Annotated in this window: 11 protein-coding genes; 6 read left to right on the plus strand and 5 right to left on the minus strand. The window is 58.4% G+C overall.

Features of this window, described 5'->3' with window-relative positions:
• Positions 1–23 precede the first annotated feature (23 nt).
• From GWQ31_RS04100 to GWQ31_RS04110, 3 genes are all read left to right on the plus strand, one after another.
• Positions 24–3,965 carry a type I secretion C-terminal target domain-containing protein gene (locus GWQ31_RS04100; RefSeq protein WP_275908703.1) on the plus strand — a complete coding sequence of 1,314 codons (3,942 nt, stop codon included), beginning with the start codon at positions 24–26 and terminating at the stop codon, positions 3,963–3,965.
• Positions 3,966–4,051: 86 nt separating this feature from the next.
• Entirely contained in the window at positions 4,052–4,609 is a 558-nt protein-coding gene (locus GWQ31_RS04105; protein WP_219598770.1) for a hypothetical protein, read from the plus strand.
• A 56-nt stretch (positions 4,610–4,665) separates the two neighbouring features.
• The gene (locus GWQ31_RS04110) at positions 4,666–5,370 is read left to right on the plus strand and encodes an SIMPL domain-containing protein (RefSeq protein WP_275908704.1); all 705 of its coding nucleotides are present in this window, start codon (positions 4,666–4,668) and stop codon (positions 5,368–5,370) included.
• 269 nt (positions 5,371–5,639) lie between these two features.
• On the opposite strand, the gene GWQ31_RS04115 is transcribed toward GWQ31_RS04110, so the two are convergent.
• Positions 5,640–7,016 (minus strand): amino acid permease, encoded by a 1,377-nt coding sequence (locus GWQ31_RS04115; RefSeq protein WP_275908705.1) that lies wholly within the window; start codon positions 7,014–7,016, stop codon positions 5,640–5,642.
• Between the two features lie 361 nt (positions 7,017–7,377).
• Here GWQ31_RS04115 and GWQ31_RS04120 point away from each other — a divergent pair, with 361 nt between their 5' ends.
• The gene (locus GWQ31_RS04120) at positions 7,378–7,665 is read left to right on the plus strand and encodes a hypothetical protein (protein WP_275908706.1); all 288 of its coding nucleotides are present in this window, start codon (positions 7,378–7,380) and stop codon (positions 7,663–7,665) included.
• Positions 7,666–7,793: 128 nt separating this feature from the next.
• On the opposite strand, the gene GWQ31_RS04125 is transcribed toward GWQ31_RS04120, so the two are convergent.
• On the minus strand, positions 7,794–8,606 hold the full coding sequence (locus tag GWQ31_RS04125) for a pyruvate, water dikinase regulatory protein (RefSeq protein ID WP_021140498.1): 813 nt from the start codon (positions 8,604–8,606) through the stop codon (positions 7,794–7,796).
• A 320-nt stretch (positions 8,607–8,926) separates the two neighbouring features.
• On the opposite strand from GWQ31_RS04125, the gene ppsA reads away from it, so the two are divergent.
• Both ppsA and GWQ31_RS04135 read left to right on the plus strand, forming a co-directional pair.
• Entirely contained in the window at positions 8,927–11,305 is a 2,379-nt protein-coding gene (gene ppsA / locus GWQ31_RS04130; protein ID WP_275908707.1) for a phosphoenolpyruvate synthase, read from the plus strand.
• Between the two features lie 354 nt (positions 11,306–11,659).
• Positions 11,660–12,637: an AraC family transcriptional regulator gene (locus GWQ31_RS04135; protein ID WP_275908708.1), complete on the plus strand. Its 978-nt coding sequence runs from the start codon at positions 11,660–11,662 to the stop codon at positions 12,635–12,637.
• A gap of 99 nt (positions 12,638–12,736) precedes the next feature.
• On the opposite strand, the gene GWQ31_RS04140 is transcribed toward GWQ31_RS04135, so the two are convergent.
• From GWQ31_RS04140 to GWQ31_RS04150, 3 genes are all read right to left on the minus strand, one after another.
• Entirely contained in the window at positions 12,737–15,118 is a 2,382-nt protein-coding gene (locus GWQ31_RS04140; protein ID WP_275908709.1) for a glycoside hydrolase family 3 C-terminal domain-containing protein, read from the minus strand.
• A gap of 462 nt (positions 15,119–15,580) precedes the next feature.
• Positions 15,581–16,042 (minus strand): hypothetical protein, encoded by a 462-nt coding sequence (locus tag GWQ31_RS04145; protein WP_275908710.1) that lies wholly within the window; start codon positions 16,040–16,042, stop codon positions 15,581–15,583.
• An 18-nt stretch (positions 16,043–16,060) separates the two neighbouring features.
• A complete protein-coding gene (locus GWQ31_RS04150; RefSeq protein WP_275908711.1) occupies positions 16,061–17,938 on the minus strand; it encodes a S8 family serine peptidase in 1,878 nt (625 codons plus the stop codon).
• Positions 17,939–18,123: the final 185 nt, after the last annotated feature.

Consider the following 18,123-nt stretch of genomic DNA (forward strand, 5'->3'; position numbering starts at 1 on the left):
ATGGCTCGGAAGAGGTGACCGGCGTGACGGTGACCCTGAGCAATGTGCCGGAAGGTGCGGTGATGGGGGCTGGCTGGGTGGCTGGCGCGGTGGGCAGTTACAGCTGGAGCGGTGCGAGCGTGGCGGGCGTGCCGGGCTTTACCTTGCCGGCGGACTGGAGCGGGGTAGTGAATGGCAATGTAGCGGGGACCACGGACGAGGGGGGTGCTGCCAATCAGGACTTCACCGTGACGGTCACGGCCGGCCATGACATCGACTTCAATGCGCAGGCACTGAACGTGGTGAGTACCGAGACTGATGCTGGGCTGCAGGTGGCGTTGACCAACACAGTGACCCTCAGTGACAGCGATGGCTCCGAGAGCTGGACCAGTCTGGTGTACACCTTTGACAACCTGCCGGCGGGGACCACGGCGGTGGGAGGCACCCTGGTGGGTAACGTGCTGACGGTGACGGTCACCGGCGGGGCCTTGCCGGGTGCGTTTGGGCTGGTGTTCCCGGCGGACTACTCCACGACCGGGGTAGCGGGCAGCGCGACCAACAGCGGAGCGCCGATAGGCTACACGGTGGTGGCGACCACCAACGAGGGCAGTGCCAACAGCAGCGGGACTGTGACCATCAACGTGGAAGGGGACATCAGTGTCAGTGCGACCAGCCTGGTGCTGGGTGAAACGGATGCGCCGGTGGCGGTGTCGCTGGCGGCGCAGTTGAGTGTCAATGCGACGGATACGGATAGCTCGGAAGAGGTGACCGGCGTGACGGTGACCCTGAGCAATGTGCCGGAAGGTGCGGTGATGGGGGCTGGCTGGGTGGCTGGCGCGGTGGGCAGTTACAGCTGGAGCGGTGCGAGCGTGGCGGGTGTGCCGGGCTTTACCTTGCCGGCGGACTGGAGCGGGGTAGTGAATGGCAATGTAGCGGGGACCACGGACGAGGGGGGTGCTGCCAATCAGGACTTCACCGTGACGGTCACGGCGACCAACGATGCCCCCATGCTGACCGTCTCGGATCTGCGTATCTCTGAAGAGGGGTTGCTTGGGGCCAATCCGGATAATTCACCCAATCCGGGCGATACCACTGACAGCACATCAGCCAATGCCACGGCAGGTGTGACGGACATCGACAGCAGTGCCTTTACCTTCACTCTCTCAGCACCATCCAGCTTGAGCTCCGGTGGGCAGCCTGTTGTGTGGAGCGGTATCGGCTCTGCGATCCTGGTTGGCTCTGTGGGTGGGAACCCGGTCATACAGGTATCTGTGGATCCGACTGGCAAATACACGGTCGACCTGCTTGGCCCCATTGATCATGAGTTTGGAGACAATCAGGAAGGGCTGGAGACATTTACATTCAACCTGTCGGTCAGCGACGGTGATTTGAGTGATACCAAACAGGTCACTGTTGTCATTGAAGACGATGAGCCCTTGCAGCCTGTCGATCTTAATACCCGTGTCGAGGAGTTTTCGAATCCAGGCACCAATCTGATGATCATTTTGGATACATCAGGCAGCATGGATTACGCCTCAGGAGTGGCTGGATTTGCTACTCGAATGGCCATTGCCAAGGCATCCATTTTGCAGCTCATTGGTGATTATGACGATGTAGGGGACGTAATGGTGCGTCTGGTTGGTTTTGCCAGCTCGGCAACCACTAACTTCCTGGGATCTGGCGATGTCTGGCTGACAGCCACTCAGGCTTTGAATGTCATCAATGGTATTACCGACTACTTGGGCAACGGTGGGACGGACTATGACGATGCTCTGATCAAGGCTATGTCAGCTTACGACTCGGCAGGAAAAATCATCGGTGGTCAGAGTGTGCTGTATTTCCTCTCCGATGGCCAGCCAACCGAAAGTACCAATTGGCCTGATGTAAGTGGTACGGGAAGTTCAGGCATCAATACGGCGGAACAAGCCGCTTGGGAAGCCTTCCTCAATAGCAACGATATCAATGCTTATGCTCTGGGCATGGGGACGGGGGCAACGGCTGGTGCGCTGGCGCCGATAGCTTACAACGGAAGCACTGGCCAACAGCAACCAGCCATCATTGTCACAGACTTGAGCCAATTGGCGTCGACCCTGTCCGGAACTGTACAAGTTCCAACGATAGGGAATCTGCTGACGGATGCGGGGGTCGAATTTGGGGCAGATGGTCCGGCGGCCTTGCCCATCACCAGCATCTCTCATGATGCAGATGGTAATCCCGCAACCCCGGATGTGGTGTATACCACAGCTTATTCCGGCTACAACGCAATAACCCATGTACTGACAATTCCTACCCATGGTGGAGGAACTTTCTCAGTCAATCTGTTGACCGGGGCGTATAGCTATAGCTTGTCGTTGGATGTGGCAAATGACTATACAGAGACCTTCCGCTACACCATCAGAGATGCAGATGGGGATGTGAAGACCGGCGTACTCAACATGATCACTACGGATTCCAGTGACGTTGTTGCCTATGACAATGGCAACGAAGCGTTGGTGTACGAGATCCCTGTGCCGGGTGTCACTTCCAGTACCATGCTGGCCGACTTTCAGACTACGACCAACGGGAGCGGTGCTGGGTATAACCCTTGGGTCTATGACACTTCAGGTGGCAATACCAGTGTGATTGATCTGGGGGGGAGTACGATCGCCAGCGCCATAGTGACTAATGGTGACAAGTGGATAGTGAGCACTCAGAACGGATCTGGCCTTTCTAACCTGGATGGCACTGTGTCTGGTTCTGAACTGCGTCTAGTCGATAACAATGGCTCATCATCGGGCGGGGTCCAGATGTTGACGCCGGAGTTCGTTACCAGCGCAACCGGAACCACCACCTTAAGCTTCGATTACGATAGGGCCAATGTGCATAGTAACGATATCGTGACCTGGAGCCTGTATAAATTTGACGGTGCCAACTGGGTGCAGCAAGCCGGCGCGGGTTATAGCGGTTTTCTGTCGACGGATCCTGGGTCAACAACAACCCTCACCACTGGTAATCTTGAGGCAGCCACGCGTTATCGCGTCCACTTCTCGGTGAATGATGGCGGCGGCAACAATGATTCACGTCTGGAGCTGGACAATATCAAACTCAACGTGACTGCTGCTGCAACGGTTGCTATCGCATTGACGGCTGCACATGGCAATCTGTTAACCGACCCCAACCACGACATGATGAGTGGCGATCCTTGGGGAAGTGTTGATGCCATCGGAGCGGAGAGCACTGTGCTCAAGATCTGGAATGGCAGCAGCTATACCGCAGTTACCACGAGCCAAACAGTAGTTGGGCTTTATGGCTCACTCGAAGTCTACAGTGATGGTACCTACACCTATACACCGAACCCGGATCTCAACAATGTGGGTAAGGCGGATGTGTTCAACTATCAGCTGGCACAAAGTGATGGAGACCAGGATACAGCTCAGCTGACCATCAATATTGCTTCCAGTGCGACCACTGTCCCGACAGTAATGGAAGGTACCAGTGCCAATGATACCCTCGTAGGCACCAGCGGAGATGATGTATTGCTCGGCCACGATGGTGATGATGTCCTGAATGGCAATGATGGCAATGACCGTCTGGAAGGAGGGGCGGGCAACGACACTTTGATCGGTGGCCTGGGTGATGACATTCTGATCGGCGGCCTAGGCAGCGATACCTTCAAGTGGCTTGCTGGCGATGCAGATGGCAGTACGGACAACATCACGGACTTTACCCTGGGGAATATGGCCAGTGGGGGGGATGTGCTGGATCTGTCTGATTTGCTGGTTGGGGTTCCCACTGGCGGCAGCAACGATGATTTGGCGGCGGCGTTGGACAGTTACTTGCAGTTTGATACCGCCACCAAGACGTTGACGATAGACCCTGATGGTGTGGTCGGTGGTTCTGAGCTGACGATTCAGTTCCAGAACTCCCTTGATCTTGCCTCCCTGGGTTCTAACCAGGATATCATCAAGCAACTGCTGGATGATGGTAACCTCAAGGTTGATCCGTAATCAGGTAACGGGGCCGGGCTGTGCCTGGCCCCTGTTTTTTGACTGAGGGGGCGGCTAAGATAGCGGCAGTAGAGGAGAGGGTCACCATGCAGTCATTTAATTGGGTCGATATTGATGGCATTCGCTATAGCTGGGACGGGCAGGGCAGCATTACCTGCACCGGCCAGTTTGGCTATCAGGCAACCATGGCGGGTGACCGGATTGACGGGCTGGATCTTGAAAGCGAAGATGGCGACGTGGCGGGTTCTCTCAATGTGGACTTCGCGGCGGCCACCATCGCATTTAATCCGGTAATGGATGCTGAGCCACCTCACAGGGTGGTGCTGGTCGGGCATGATGAGGGGCAGCAGGAGTATTCGCTGCAGAGTTTGAGCCATGCCTGCTTGCAGGATCTGCTCATTCACTCCGACAGTATCGACTGTGCTCCACTGACCACATCCACGCTGGCAGACCCCATTAGCCAGGTACAGGGACATGTTCTGTCGTGGGATTCGTTCCATTTTGATGATGAAGACCTGATCACTTCCCGCAGTGTCGCACCTGTTGCCTCGAGTCATCCTGAGCCGATGGGCAATGAGATCAGCATCAGTATCGATATGACCAATCAGGTACTGGATCAGATACCGCCATTGCACGATATATGAATCCCATTCAGCCACGGGCATAATGACCTCACTCTAATTGATTGAGGTTTTTTTATATGTGGCGTTCCATTCTTACCCTTTCCGCTCTGGTTGTCAGTGCTCCGTTATTCGCGCTCGAAGTACCGCAAGCCCCACATCTGGTGGTAAGTGGTTATGCCGAGCAAAAGGCCGAACCCGATATGCTGACCCTCAATGTTGCGGTCACTGCGTTGGAAAAGCAGGGCATCAAGGCCAAGCAGCAGGTCGATAGCAAGGTTGCAGCCTTCTTTGGTCAGCTGGAAGGGCTGGGTATCAAGCGCAGCGATGTAGAAGCGGGCAACCTGGTGATCTCCCCCGAGTATCAGTATCCGCAGAACAAGAAACCGGAACTGGTGGGATACCGTGCCCAGCGTCAACTCGCGGTCAAACTCTATCAGCTCGACAAACTGAGCGGGCTGATGGATACCGCGCTCAAGGCGGGTCTGGAGTCAGTCTCCCAGATTGAGTACGGTCTCAAGTCGCCGCAGATCATCAAGGAGCAGGCTCGTATTGGTGCGGTCGAGGATGCCAAGAACAAGGCGGAGTCCCTGGCCAAGGCGTTTGGTATGAAGCTCGGCAAGGTTTACAGCGTGGAGTACCGCAACAACACCCCCATGCCCATCTATAGCCGTGCACTCAAGGCCGCCGCCATGGCACCTGCCGCCGATATGATGGAAAACAGTTATCAACAGCAGCAGATCAGCATCACGGACAACGTGGAAGCCGTCTTCCTGCTGGAGTAAGGGGATGGCCTCCGGCCCTGTCCCTCACCTGCCCCAAGCCCGAGGCTCACCCCTCGGGCTTGTTGTTTTTACGGCAGTTGTTTGTGCGGATCAGCGAGCAAGTGATATCGCCTGGCGGGCAGCAGGCTCCCATTCTTGCAGGCTTGATGACAGGCAAGGGGGCAGGCTTGATGGCTTGCATCCCTGTACTGAGCGTCTGGCAGCAGGTAGAAGAGGGATAGAAAAATGCCGGTCAGTGACCGGCATTTGAATAACGAGCGTCGGAAAAATCAGCCAAGGTCGGCGGCAAGAGGTCCCTGACGTTTCAGCTTGAGTTGATAACCGATGGCCAGCACGACGATCCAGACCGGGATGAGCAGCACCGAGATCTGGATACCCGGAGTCAGGTACATGATGACCAGGATACCTGCCATGAAGGCAAGGCAGAGGTAGTTACCGAACGGGTACCAGAATGCCTTGAACTTGGGCTCAACCCCTTCGGCCTGTTTGCTGTTGCGAAACTTCAGGTGCGCAAGGCTTATCATGGCCCAGTTGATGACCAGGGCCGAGACCACCAGCGCCATCAGCAGCTCGAACGCCTTGCCCGGCATCAGGTAGTTGATCAGCACGCACAAGAGGGTTGCTGCGGCGGAGACGGAGATGGCCACCACAGGCACACCGCTCTTGTTGGTCTTGAGCAGGCTGCGCGGGCCGTTGCCCTGCTTGGCCAGACCGAACAGCATGCGGCTGTTGCAGTAGACGCAGCTGTTGTAGACCGACAAGGCGGCGGTTAGCACCACCATGTTGAGCACGGTCGCCACCAGGTTGCTGTCCAGCGCGTGGAAGATCATCACGAAGGGGCTGCCACCTTCCACGACCTTGCCCCAGGGGTAGAGGGACATCAGCACGGCCAGGGCGCCAATGTAGAAAATGAGGATGCGGTAGATAACCTGATTTGTGGCCTTGGGAATGCTCTTCTCGGGGTCATCCGCCTCTGCGGCCGTGATCCCCACCAGCTCAAGACCGCCGAACGAGAACATGATCACCGCCATTGCCATCACCAGACCATTGATGCCGTTGGGGAAGAAACCGCCTTGGTCCCACAGGTTGGTAATGCTGGCATCCGGTCCGCCGTTGCCGCTGGCGAGCAGGTAGCCGCCAAAACCAATCATGCCGACGATGGCGACCACCTTGATGATGGCAAACCAGAACTCCATCTCGCCGAACGCCTTGACGTTGGAGAGGTTGATGGCGTTGATCAGCACGAAGAAGACGGCAGCCGACATCCAGGTCGGGATCTCGGGCCACCAGTACTGGACATAGATGCCGACCGCCGTCAGCTCGGCCATGCTCACCAGCACGTAGAGTACCCAGTAGTTCCAGCCGGAGGCGAAACCGGCGAAGTCACCCCAGTACTTGTAGGCAAAGTGGCTGAACGAGCCCGCCACCGGCTCTTCCACCACCATCTCGCCCAGCTGGCGCATGATGAGAAAGGCGATAAAGCCGCCGATGGCATAGCCGAGCAGCACTGAGGGGCCCGCCATCTTGATGGTCTGGGCAATCCCGAGAAACAGGCCGGTACCTATGGCACCGCCCAATGCGATGAGCTGGATATGGCGGTTTTTCAGGCCGCGCTTCAGCTCCTCACCGTCTTGTTGAAGATCCATTCTTCCTTCCTTACGTCTCTGATGTCACTCGTCTGTCATCTCGCCCGTCGAGTCACTCCATGTGACCTTGCACGGCAAGGCGTGCTTGAAACGTGACGAAATCCGTATTTATTTCGTTACGGCAGGCCGCTCTTTGTTTTTTGTGGCGGCTACCAACGGAAGCAGAATAGTGATAATCAGCCGTCAGCGCACCTGTTTTCCTTATCATTCGTTGGTTTTTTCGGCATCAAGCAGGTTTTTCAGGACTCTAAATACAAAAAGAAGAGTGGTTGGTTGCATTGCGAGCAATCGAATGCTGTTCAGTTGACTCTTTCAGTGATTCCTGTTTGATAAAGCCTCCTCCGTGAAAAGGATAGGCTTCATGCAACGTATTATTGGCAGCCTGTTGGCTGTCGCGCTCTGGTTGACGGTCTGGCTCTCGCCCCTGTTGCTTGCCATGGTGGCGGGATGCATGCTGGTTTGGGCTGTGCAGGATGACGACTATCTGGTGATGCACTTTCGAACCGTGCTGCTGACAGCTGGCGCTGTTGGTTTGTTGCCGGCGCTCTGGTTGACCGAACGGGTACGCAGGCGCTATGGCATGCTCAACTTTTACGCCATGCTGATGAACAACAAGGAGTTGAACAGCACTGGCTCTCGTCCCCGCTAGCTGTGCCACAAAAACGGAGTCATATGCTACAGCATTGGGCTCCGTTTTCATTTCTGCTTATCTGTCCCGTCAACTTGCCACCCGGGATGAAGTCGGCAGTGCGTTGATCTCCAAGATATTTTCCCCTTTCAGTAGAGCTGACGGCGCATGCCGGTAGCCTCCAGAATTTTCGCGCTTATCTCCTCCACCGAATGAGAGCTGGTGTCGAGGAAGCGGATCGCCTCCTGGCGAAACAGCCGCTCCACGCTTGCCAGCTCCTGCTCGCACTGCTCCAGCGAAGAGTAGCGGCTGTTGGCGCGGCGCTGATTGCGGATCTCGTGCAACCGCTGGGGCGTTATGGTGAGGCCGAACAGCTTGTGGCGATTGGCCTTGAGGGCGGTGGGCAGCACCAGGGTGCCCATGTCCTGTTCGATAAAGGGATAGTTGGCGGCGCGAATGCCAAATTGCAGCGCCAGATAGAGGCTGGTTGGCGTCTTGCCACAGCGGGAGACCCCGATGAGGATGATGTCCGCCTCCTCATACTCCTTGGTGGTGATGCCGTCGTCGTTGGCCAGTGCGAAGTTGACCGCCTCGATGCGATCGTCATAGAGCTTGCGGTTCTCCATGCCGTGGGTGCGATGCAGTCTCGGCTCGGCCTTGACCCCCAGCTCCTGCTCCAGCGGGCTGACGAAGGTGTTGAGAAAGTCGTGGCCGCTCGCCTGGGCCTTGAGCACCTCTTCCCGTACCAGGGGGTCGACTATGGTGTGAAACAGTATGGGCCGCAGCCCGGTCTGGCGGAACTGCTCGTCGATACGCGCCCGCACCTGCCTGGCTTTCTCCAGGGTCTCTACGAAGGGGATGGTGACTTGTTCGAACACCAGTGGAAACTGGCTCAACACGGCGTGTCCGAATACTTCGGCCGTGATGGCAGTGCCGTCGGAAACATAGAATACGGTGTGCACGATGCGCTCCTGTGATGCGGGCTGGCGAGGTTGCGAGCAGTCAGTATCTCTCGAAACCATATCTATTTTGTCAACTGATCTGCTGTGCCCAAGTTGTGAAGTGGCTTGCAAACCTGAGTCGTTACCTTTTTGTGTTGGCATTGTAGAATGTCTGTGTCATTCGACCATCCCCAAATCTTGCTCGGGGATTTTTTTGACAATAAGTAGAAAACGTTTTCATGGTCGTTGGCAACAGTAGAAACGGACAATAACGCATATAACTCACGCACCTAATTTGGCGCAGAAGGTGCCATGGCACCCGAGCCCACCAACCTGGAGACATGCAAGTGCAACAGTACGTACTCTGGTACGAACAACTCGGAATGCAAGATGTAGAACGAGTTGGCGGCAAGAACGCATCCCTTGGCGAGATGATCAGCAACCTCTCTGGTGCCGGTGTATCCGTGCCGGGTGGCTTTGCGACCACGGCCTTTGCGTTTAACGAGTTTCTGGAGTCAAGCGGCCTCAACGGCAAGATCCATGATCTGCTCGATAACCTGGATGTGGACGACATAGGCGCCCTCAACCGGGCCGGTCAGCAGATCCGCGACTGGGTGATCGAAGCCCCGTTCCAGCCTGCACTGGAACAAGCCATCTGCGCTGCCTACGACAAGCTGAGTGCGGGTCTGGATGCCTCTTTCGCGGTGCGCTCCTCCGCCACCGCCGAGGATATGCCGGACGCTTCCTTTGCCGGTCAGCAGGAGACCTTCCTCAACGTACGCGGCATCGATGCCGTCATGATTGCCGTCAAGCATGTGTTTGCTTCACTGTTCAACGACCGCGCCATCTCCTATCGGGTGCACCAGGGTTATGACCACAAGGGCGTGGCGCTTTCGGCCGGGGTGCAGCGCATGGTGCGCTCGGATCTCGCCGCCTCCGGCGTCATGTTCACCCTGGATACCGAATCCGGTTTTAATGACGTGGTCTTTATTACAGGCGCTCAGGGCCTGGGCGAGATGGTGGTGCAGGGTGCAGTCAACCCGGATGAGTTTTATGTGCACAAGCCAACCCTCAGGGGCGGGCGCCCTGCCGTGGTGCGCAAGACCCTCGGCTCCAAACTTATCAAGATGACCTACTCGGACGATGCCGGTCATGGCCGTCAGGTGAAGATCGTCGACACCAGCGAGACCGAGCGCAACCGCTTCTGTATCACGGATGCCGAGGTGATGGAGCTGGCCAAGCAGGCCCTCATCATAGAGCAGCACTATGGTCGCCCCATGGATATCGAGTGGGCCAAGGATGGACAGGATGGCCAGCTCTACATAGTGCAGGCGCGTCCCGAGACGGTACGCAGCCGCCAGGAGGCCAACACCCTAGAGCGTTTTGCCCTTAAACAGGCGGGCAAGGTGCTGATCGAAGGGCGTGCCATCGGCCACAAGATTGGTGCGGGCCCGGCGCGGGTCATCTCCTCCATCAGCCAGATGGACGAGGTGCAGCCCGGTGATGTGCTGGTCACCGACATGACGGATCCGGACTGGGAGCCCATCATGAAGCGGGCCTCCGCCATCGTCACCAACCGTGGCGGGCGTACCTGTCACGCCGCCATCATAGCCCGGGAGCTGGGTATTCCGGCCGTGGTGGGTTGCGGCAACGCCACCGATCATATTGCCCCGGGTCAGCTCATCACTGTCTCCTGCGCGGAAGGGGATACCGGCTTCATCTATGACGGCGAGCTCGATTTCGATGTGGCTGTGACCGAAGTGGGCAACATGCCACCCTTGCCCATCAAGATCATGATGAACGTCGGCAATCCGGACAGGGCGTTTGATTTCGCCCAGTTGCCCAATGCCGGTGTGGGTCTGGCGCGGCTCGAGTTCATCATCAATCGCATGATTGGTGTGCATCCCAAGGCCTTGCTGGAATTCGACCAGCAGAGCCCGGAACTTCAGGCTACCATCGCTAAGATGATCGCAGGCTACGACAACCCGAGGGAATACTATGTCGCCAAGCTGACCGAGGGGATCGCCACCCTGGGTGCGGCCTTCTGGCCGGAGCGGGTCATAGTACGGATGTCGGACTTCAAGTCCAACGAGTACGCCAACCTGGTCGGCGGGCGTGACTATGAGCCCCATGAAGAGAACCCCATGATAGGGTTCCGTGGCGCGGCACGTTACATCGCCGACAGTTTCCGCCCCTGCTTTGCGCTGGAGTGTGAAGCCATCAAGCGGGTGCGCGACGTCATGGGGTTGACCAACGTCGAAGTGATGATCCCCTTCGTGCGCACAGTGGGTGAGGCCGCCCAGGTGATCGACATCCTGGCCGAGAACGGGCTGCGCCGTGGCGAGCGAGGATTGAAGGTGATCATGATGTGCGAGATCCCCTCCAACGCCCTGCTGGCGGATCAGTTCCTGCAGCACGTGGATGGCTTCTCCATCGGCTCCAACGACATGACCCAGCTTACACTCGGACTGGACAGGGATTCGGGCCTCATCGCCCACCTGTTCGACGAACGCAACGAGGCGGTCAAGGCGTTGTTGTCGATGGCCATCCAGGCTGCGCGCAAGGCGGGCAAGTATGTCGGCATCTGCGGTCAGGGCCCCTCGGATCATCCTGACTTTGCCGCCTGGCTGGTAGAGCAGGGCATAGACTCTGTGTCCCTCAACCCGGATACAGTGGTCGATACCTGGCTCTATCTGGCGGAGCAACACAAGGCTCGCTGAGTCTGTGTTGATTAACAACTGCGATAATAAAAACGGCGCCCTGACAGGGCGCCGTTTTTATCTTTTAATGACTGTTCGGTATTATTTTTACGCCATATTTTTACTTCTCTGCCAAAATAAGCGCGCCAGATCCTGATCTTACACTCCGTTACATAGGTTCATTCCCTTACCACGCCATAATAACCCTGCCATGTCATGGACAGACTGGCGGATCACCATATTCACGTCATGTCGGGTCAGGTTGAAAATATAGGTTCCAGTTGTACTCGACCCATCAATAAATATGTTTCTTGTTATTAATGTGGCCAGGGCAGGCAAATGTCACAGAGCGTATCAAATCAAGTGATCAGAAGAATGCTGGCAGCCTGTCAGCAGCAAGGGGGAGATACGGATGCCATCCTGATGGCTGCCGGTCTGACGCCATTCGATATCCACCGTGAGCATGGCCGGATCCAGGCCCACAGCCATTACCGCATGCTGGGCCTGATGCAGCGGCATCTGAATGGCGTTCACGAGGGCATACTGTCTTACGATATCGCCGAGCTCTACCAGCACTACCCGGCACTCATCAGTCTATGCCTGAACCAGCCGTCCCCTCGCGCCGCCATCAAAGCCCTGCTGGCCTATCGCACCGTCATCGGCAACTGCGACGATTTTCAGGTGAGGGAGGGGGCGTCTCACACCCGATATGAATATATCAATCAAGGGCCTGCCGCCCTGGGCGCCAGCCAGGCCATCCCCAATTTTGTCATCCTCTACCGGATCCTGCGGGTCTATGTGCCAAACCTGACGGTGTCGGTGGGGCTCATTGGCAAGTCGCTGGGCTCTCACCGCCAGCTGGATCACTTCTTTGGAACCCACTGTCGCTGGGATCAGCCTGGCAACACCCTGACCATAAGCAATGCCCTGCTGGATAGCCGAGCCGATGGTTATAACGGGCCCCTTTGCCGTTTGCAGACAAGCCAGCTTGAGCATATCTGCCTCGACATTGATGAGCGGGTGCCCTTTGCCAATCTGGTGGCTGACATGATCCGCCATAACATTCGCAGCGGTGTCATGGAGTGCGATGACAATTTACTCAAGGATGTCTGCTCGGCCATGAATATCAGCCGCTGGACCCTGAACCGGAAATTGCAGGGGGAGGGCTGCAGCTTCTCGGCTATTTTGAAACAGGTCAAGATGATGGAGGCGTGCCGTTTATTGGGGGATGGGGACCAGCCACTGCAAAATATCAGCGACCTGGTAGGTTTTTCCTCCCAGAGTGCCTTCAATCGTTTCTTCAAGGCCAATACCAATATGACGCCGCTGGCTTACCGAAATACTCGCCAATAATAACGGCGCTGGTCTCGTCAAGTGTTTCACGGTACAGAGAATATGGGAGCGCACGCTAACACGCCGCTCCCATTATTTTATGCTGTCACTGTCGCCGGCTTATTTGGTGACAGTGGTCACTGTGGCAGGGTCCACGCCTTCCGGCAGGGCCAGGGTGCCCGGGGTCGTGCTGCTCACCACTATCTCCTTGCTCACTGTGAAGGTGACCGGCGTGGTGGCGGAGACATCCGAAGAGGGGCTGATGTAGGCGCTGTAACTGCCCGGCTCCACTATCCAATGGTTGCTGGCCTCATCGAAGCTGGCGAGTATGCTGGCCGGAATGGTGAAGCTCAGCTGCTCGGCGGCGCCCGGTGCCAGCTGCTTGGTCTTGGCGAAGGCCTTGAGCTCTATGGTCGGTTTTTGCAGTTTGACCTCGGGGGCGGTGACATAGACCTGGGCCGCCTCCTTGCCCGCAACGGTGCCCGTGTTGGTGATGGTTGCCGTCAGCACCAGGCTGCCGGCCGTGCCCTCGGCCAGGGTATTGCTGGCGATCGCGGGGCTGGTGTAGCCGAAGCTGGTGTAGGAGAGGCCAAAGCCGAACGGGTAGGAAACCGCCTTGTCGAAGGTGCTGTAGTAGCGGTAGCCCACATAGATCCCCTCGTTGTAGTAGAGATCGTCCGGCTCGCCGTCACCGTCGGTATCCTCACCCGGGAAGGTGCCGGCGGAGGGCACGCTGGCGTAGCTGAGCGGGAAACTCTGGGCCAGCTTGCCACTGGGGTTGACCGCCCCCGACAGCACGTCGGCCACCGCATGGCCGGTTTCCTGACCCGCCATGTAGGCCAGCAGTATGGCGTCCACCTTGTGGCCCCACTGGGCTGTGTCGATGACGCCGTTGACGTTGAGCACTACCACCACCTTCTTGCCCTGGGCGTGGAAGGCGGTGCTCACCGCATCGATAAGGGCGGTCTCGTCATCGCCGAGCAGGTAGTCGCCCTTGCTGTCGGTGCGATCCGCCCCTTCACCGGCCTGACGGCCTATGCTGATGACGGCCACATCCTGCTCACCGGCAGCCGTAGTGATCAAACTGGCGAGTTCGGGGCTGACGGTGGCCTCATCGCAGATGTAGTAGCCTTTGGCGCCGAATTGCCCCTCGTGATAGACCTTGTTGGCCTCATAAAAATCGCCGTAGTAAGTTTGCAGCGTGTCGTTGACCGGGAAACGGCTGGCCAGCCCCCGGGCTATGGTGGTGGTGCTGGCGGCGTTCACGTCCCCGCTGCCGGTGCCACCCTTGTAGGTGTTGATCTGGTTGATGCCAAAGCTGGCCACCTTGCTGGTCACGGCGATGGGCAGGGCGGCGGCTTCGTTGCGCAGCAGCACCATGCTTTCGGCACCGGCCTGGCGAGCCAGTTTGGCATGGGCGGCCAGATCCGGGCTGTTGCTGATGGCCAGCTGATTGTAGGAGGGGCTCTTCATCGCCTGGGTCAGGATATGGATGGCGGCCTCGGTCACTTTGGCCTCGTTGAGATCGCCCTGCTCGATGGATTGCTGCAACTGCTCCTTGACGTTGCCAGGTTCAATCAAATCCTGCCCTGCCAGCACCTGCTTGTAGGCGTTGTTGGCCACGTCGCCTGCGAACCAGTCTGACATCACCAGGCCGTCGAATTGCCACTCACCGCGCAGCACATCGGTTATGGCATCCTTGCGCTCGTTGACATAAGTGCCGTTGAACTTGTTGTAGGAGGTCATCACGGCCCAGGGCTGGGCTTCCTCCACCGCGATCTGGAAGCCGCGCAGGTAAATTTCACGGAAGGTTCTCGGCTCGCCGATGTCGTTGATCTGGTTGCGGTTGGTCTCCGAGTTGTTGCCAAAGTAGTGCTTGATGGTGGTGCCTACCCCGTTGCTCTCCACCCCGTTGACCATGGCGGCACCGATTTTGCCGGTGAGCAGCGGGTCTTCCGAGTAGTACTCGAAGTTGCGGCCATTGAGCGGGTTGCGCTGAATGTTCATGCCGGGGGCCAGCAGGATGTCGACCCCGTACTGGCGCACCTCATCCCCCATGGCTTCCCCGACGGATTTGACCAGGTTGACGTCCCAGCTGGAGGCGAGCAGGGAGCCGATGGGCCAGGCGGTGGCGTAATAGGTGGCGCTGTCGCCGTCGCGGTTGGCGCTGATCCGCAGGCCCGCCGGACCATCTGCCAGTTTCAGGGCCGGAATGTCGATGCCGTCGGCACTGCGCGCCACTCCGTTGATGTAGCCCGCCACCCCGGCGACATCCTGCTTGAGGTTGATGGCGCCGTTGGCGCTGCCATAGCCGGGGCCGGAGAGCAGGCTCAGCTTCTCGTCCAGGGTGAGCCTGGCCACCATGGCTTCGGCCTGGCCGCGGTAGTAGGCATCGTCTTTTATCAGGGGATCCGAGTCGTTCTGGTTGCAGCCAACCAGCAGCCCGGCCAGCGCCAGGCTGACGCCGAGTGAAACCGCTTTCATTTTTGTCGTGATAGGCATGAAGACTTCCTCGTAACTGTCTGAATAAAAAGGGCAAGTGCGATATCGACACCGGCAAGTGATCGGGCCGGGCGGCCGCTCTGATGGCGGGTTCCCATGGATATCGATGACGGCCTCGGGTGGACCAGGGGGCACGTGCGATGGTGCAACCATGGCCGAAGCCGCAGGCAGGTTAGCAAGTCGGCATCATGCCGCCTTGCCTTGGCGGAGCGAGAAATGTGCAGTTGGGAGCAAGGGTGCCAAGTTGTGACAGTGGTCGCATCACAGGCTGCGCGGCAGGGAGGGGAAAGGGGAGGCTGGATGGCCCACCATTGAGGATGGCAGCAACAGGGCGGTCCGGCTTGGGTTGCGATTTGCGGTGAGGTGCATGGTGCAGGGTACAGGTGCTCGGGCAGAAGAGAGGGGGCCAGCGCCCCCTCGGCGTGTGCAAGATACCTCGCGCTTGTCAGCGCAAGGGCTTGCTCACTTTGGCTGTTTCAGTGCACCGGCCAGTTCGATCTGCACCCTGACTCCTTGTTGCTTGAGCTGGGTGGCGATGGCGTTCAGATCCGTGCCTGGCTTGGCCTCCAGCAGGGCGATACCGCCGCTGCTCTGCTTGAACTGCAGGCCGTGGCGACTCGCCAGCGTCTTGGCCTGATTGTCATCGGCCTCTACCAGCAGGGTACCGCTGACGGTCAGCTCAGGGCTGGCGACCCCTTGCAGCAGGACGTCGCCGCTGCGCAGGGTCTGTTGTGGCACCTTGCCATCCAGACTGCGGGCGACCCGTTTCTTGCTGCCGTTATCCTGCGTCAGGTAGGTCTTGCCATTCACCTCTATGGTGTTGTACTGCTTGCCATCGATCACCACCGATTCGTCGGCCGTTGCGTGCACGCAGACCGAGGCCAGCAGGCTTGCCAGGGCAAGGCTGAGTAAGCTGTGTTTCATGTTATGACTCCTCTGTGATCAGGAACGGGCTGCGTCGTGACCGAGTATCCGCAGGGACCAGTCGAGCAGTTGACCCGGCTGGCTGTTGTTGCGTTCGGTCAGGGTGCTGCGGGTGTTGGTTCTGCGATCGAGCAGCGAGACCTTGCGGGTGCCATTGGCCACGTCGGTCACCTCCAGGCGCCACTCGCCCAGGGCCGGTTCGCCGTAGAACTTGTGGGAGAGCATGCGCATGTCACGCAGCCCCTTGGTGCGCACATAGCCCAGCTGCTGCCGGTCGAGGGATTGTCCCACCAGGCTGTTGTTGGGGTTGAGCAACACGCTGCGGGTGCCGGATGGCGAGACCAGTTCGATCAGCAAGTCGGGCAGCCGCTGGTGATCCAGGCTCACCATCACCTGCACGGCCTCGACCGTCAATGACTGATCGACCACAGTGCTGGAGCGGGTCGGGCTGCTGCCCACATCCGGGATGGCGCCGACGGCGCGATCCCGTATCGTTACCTTTTGCCAGGGCAACTGCACCAGTGGTGGCAGCGGTTCGTGGCTGGCAGCGCTGGCCAGGGTCTTGTTCACATCCACCAGGCCGAAACCATAGGTCGGGCTGTACCAGAGGCCGGCCGCGTTGCGTTCCCACCCCTCCAGACCCGTCACCTGGCGGCGCTGGCCGTTGGCGGCCGTGTAGCTTATCTGCACAGGCACCTGATTGGCGTCGAGTCGGGTGGCGTTGCGGGCCAGCAGGTCGCGCAGATCCCGCACCGACAAGTCCGGGTAGGCGGACATCAGCAGCGCCATGGCGCCTGTGGTGTTCGGAGTCGCCGAGGAGGTGCCGTTCATCACGCCGTTGTAGTCGCAGCTGGCATCAAGTTGCGGGTTGTTGTGCAGCCGGTTGGTACTGGGATCGTCCACCCGGTTGTAACCCATGTCGCAGCCGGGCAGATCCGTGGTCACCATGGCGGGCGCATCCGTGCCGTATTCCCCGCCGGGGGCGCTCAGGAAGACGTTGCTGCCGACGCTGGAGTAGGAAGAACGCACCCCGTCCGCGTTGATGGCGCTCACCACCAGGTTCCAGAAGTTGCTGTTGGAGGGATCTATATTGCTGTTCTCGAACGGCAGCTTGGGCAGGTTGCCGGTGCGGTTGAGCACATAGTTGCCGGAGGCAATCCGGTTGAAGCCGTTGCCCGCCGCCTTGATATAGGCCGCCCCCTGCGCCTGCTGGGTCCGCTGTTCGAACAGGCGATCGAGCTGCACCTGATCCAGCCCGTTGGCCCCTTCAGGATCGACCAGGCTCATGCCGTAACTCTGGTTGAAGACCCGGTTGTCTGCGGTGACGGCGTTGCCGCCAAGGGCGTAGAGCCAATCTTTTTGCAACTGCTGGCTGTTGTCATCGAGCAGGTTGAAGCCCTGCAACTGGGCGCGAGGGGCTACCCCCAGGGTGCCTATGCTGTTGTCCACCGCGGCTATGATGCCGGATACCGAAGTGCCGTGGGCACTGTCGGGATCGGTCGGAGTCGGATCGTCGCTGCCGGTCACTACGTTACGTGAACCCGGGCGCACATTGTCGGCCAGATCCGGGTGCGCTATGGCCAGGCCATCGTCCACCACGGCCACATTGATGCCCTGACCCAATACTTCGGTGCGGTGTGCCCACCAGAGGTTGAGATCATTGCCCGCCACGCCGCCACGGGTGCTGAAGGCATTCTGGCCGCTGTTGAGCAGGTGCCACTGCTGGTCCTGCAGGGGATTGATGCCGGGCAGACAACGGACTGCGCTGCTGCGGCCGGTATCGAGTCCGGCCTCTTTGCCGGTGAGTGGGGTGCAACTCTCATTAGCCTGAACTGAAGCGATAGGCAGGGCCGAGATCAGGGCCGAGATTGCCAACGCCAACGATGTTTTTCTCATTGATAAACTCCATCTTATATCGCACCGTCCTGGGTGCGACTGGCATCTATACACGGGAAAAACAGAGCCAAAAAGCGCTCATTTCAGTTCTGGGATAAGGCTCAAAAAAATCCCATCACAAATCTGTTTCAAACCATATGGGGGTTCCTGCGAATCCCTTTATGTGCTGTATTGAGAATTTTTCT

Origin of the sequence: Aeromonas sp. 2MA4, assembly GCF_029237305.1 — a bacterium.
GTDB lineage: Bacteria > Pseudomonadota > Gammaproteobacteria > Enterobacterales > Aeromonadaceae > Aeromonas > Aeromonas salmonicida.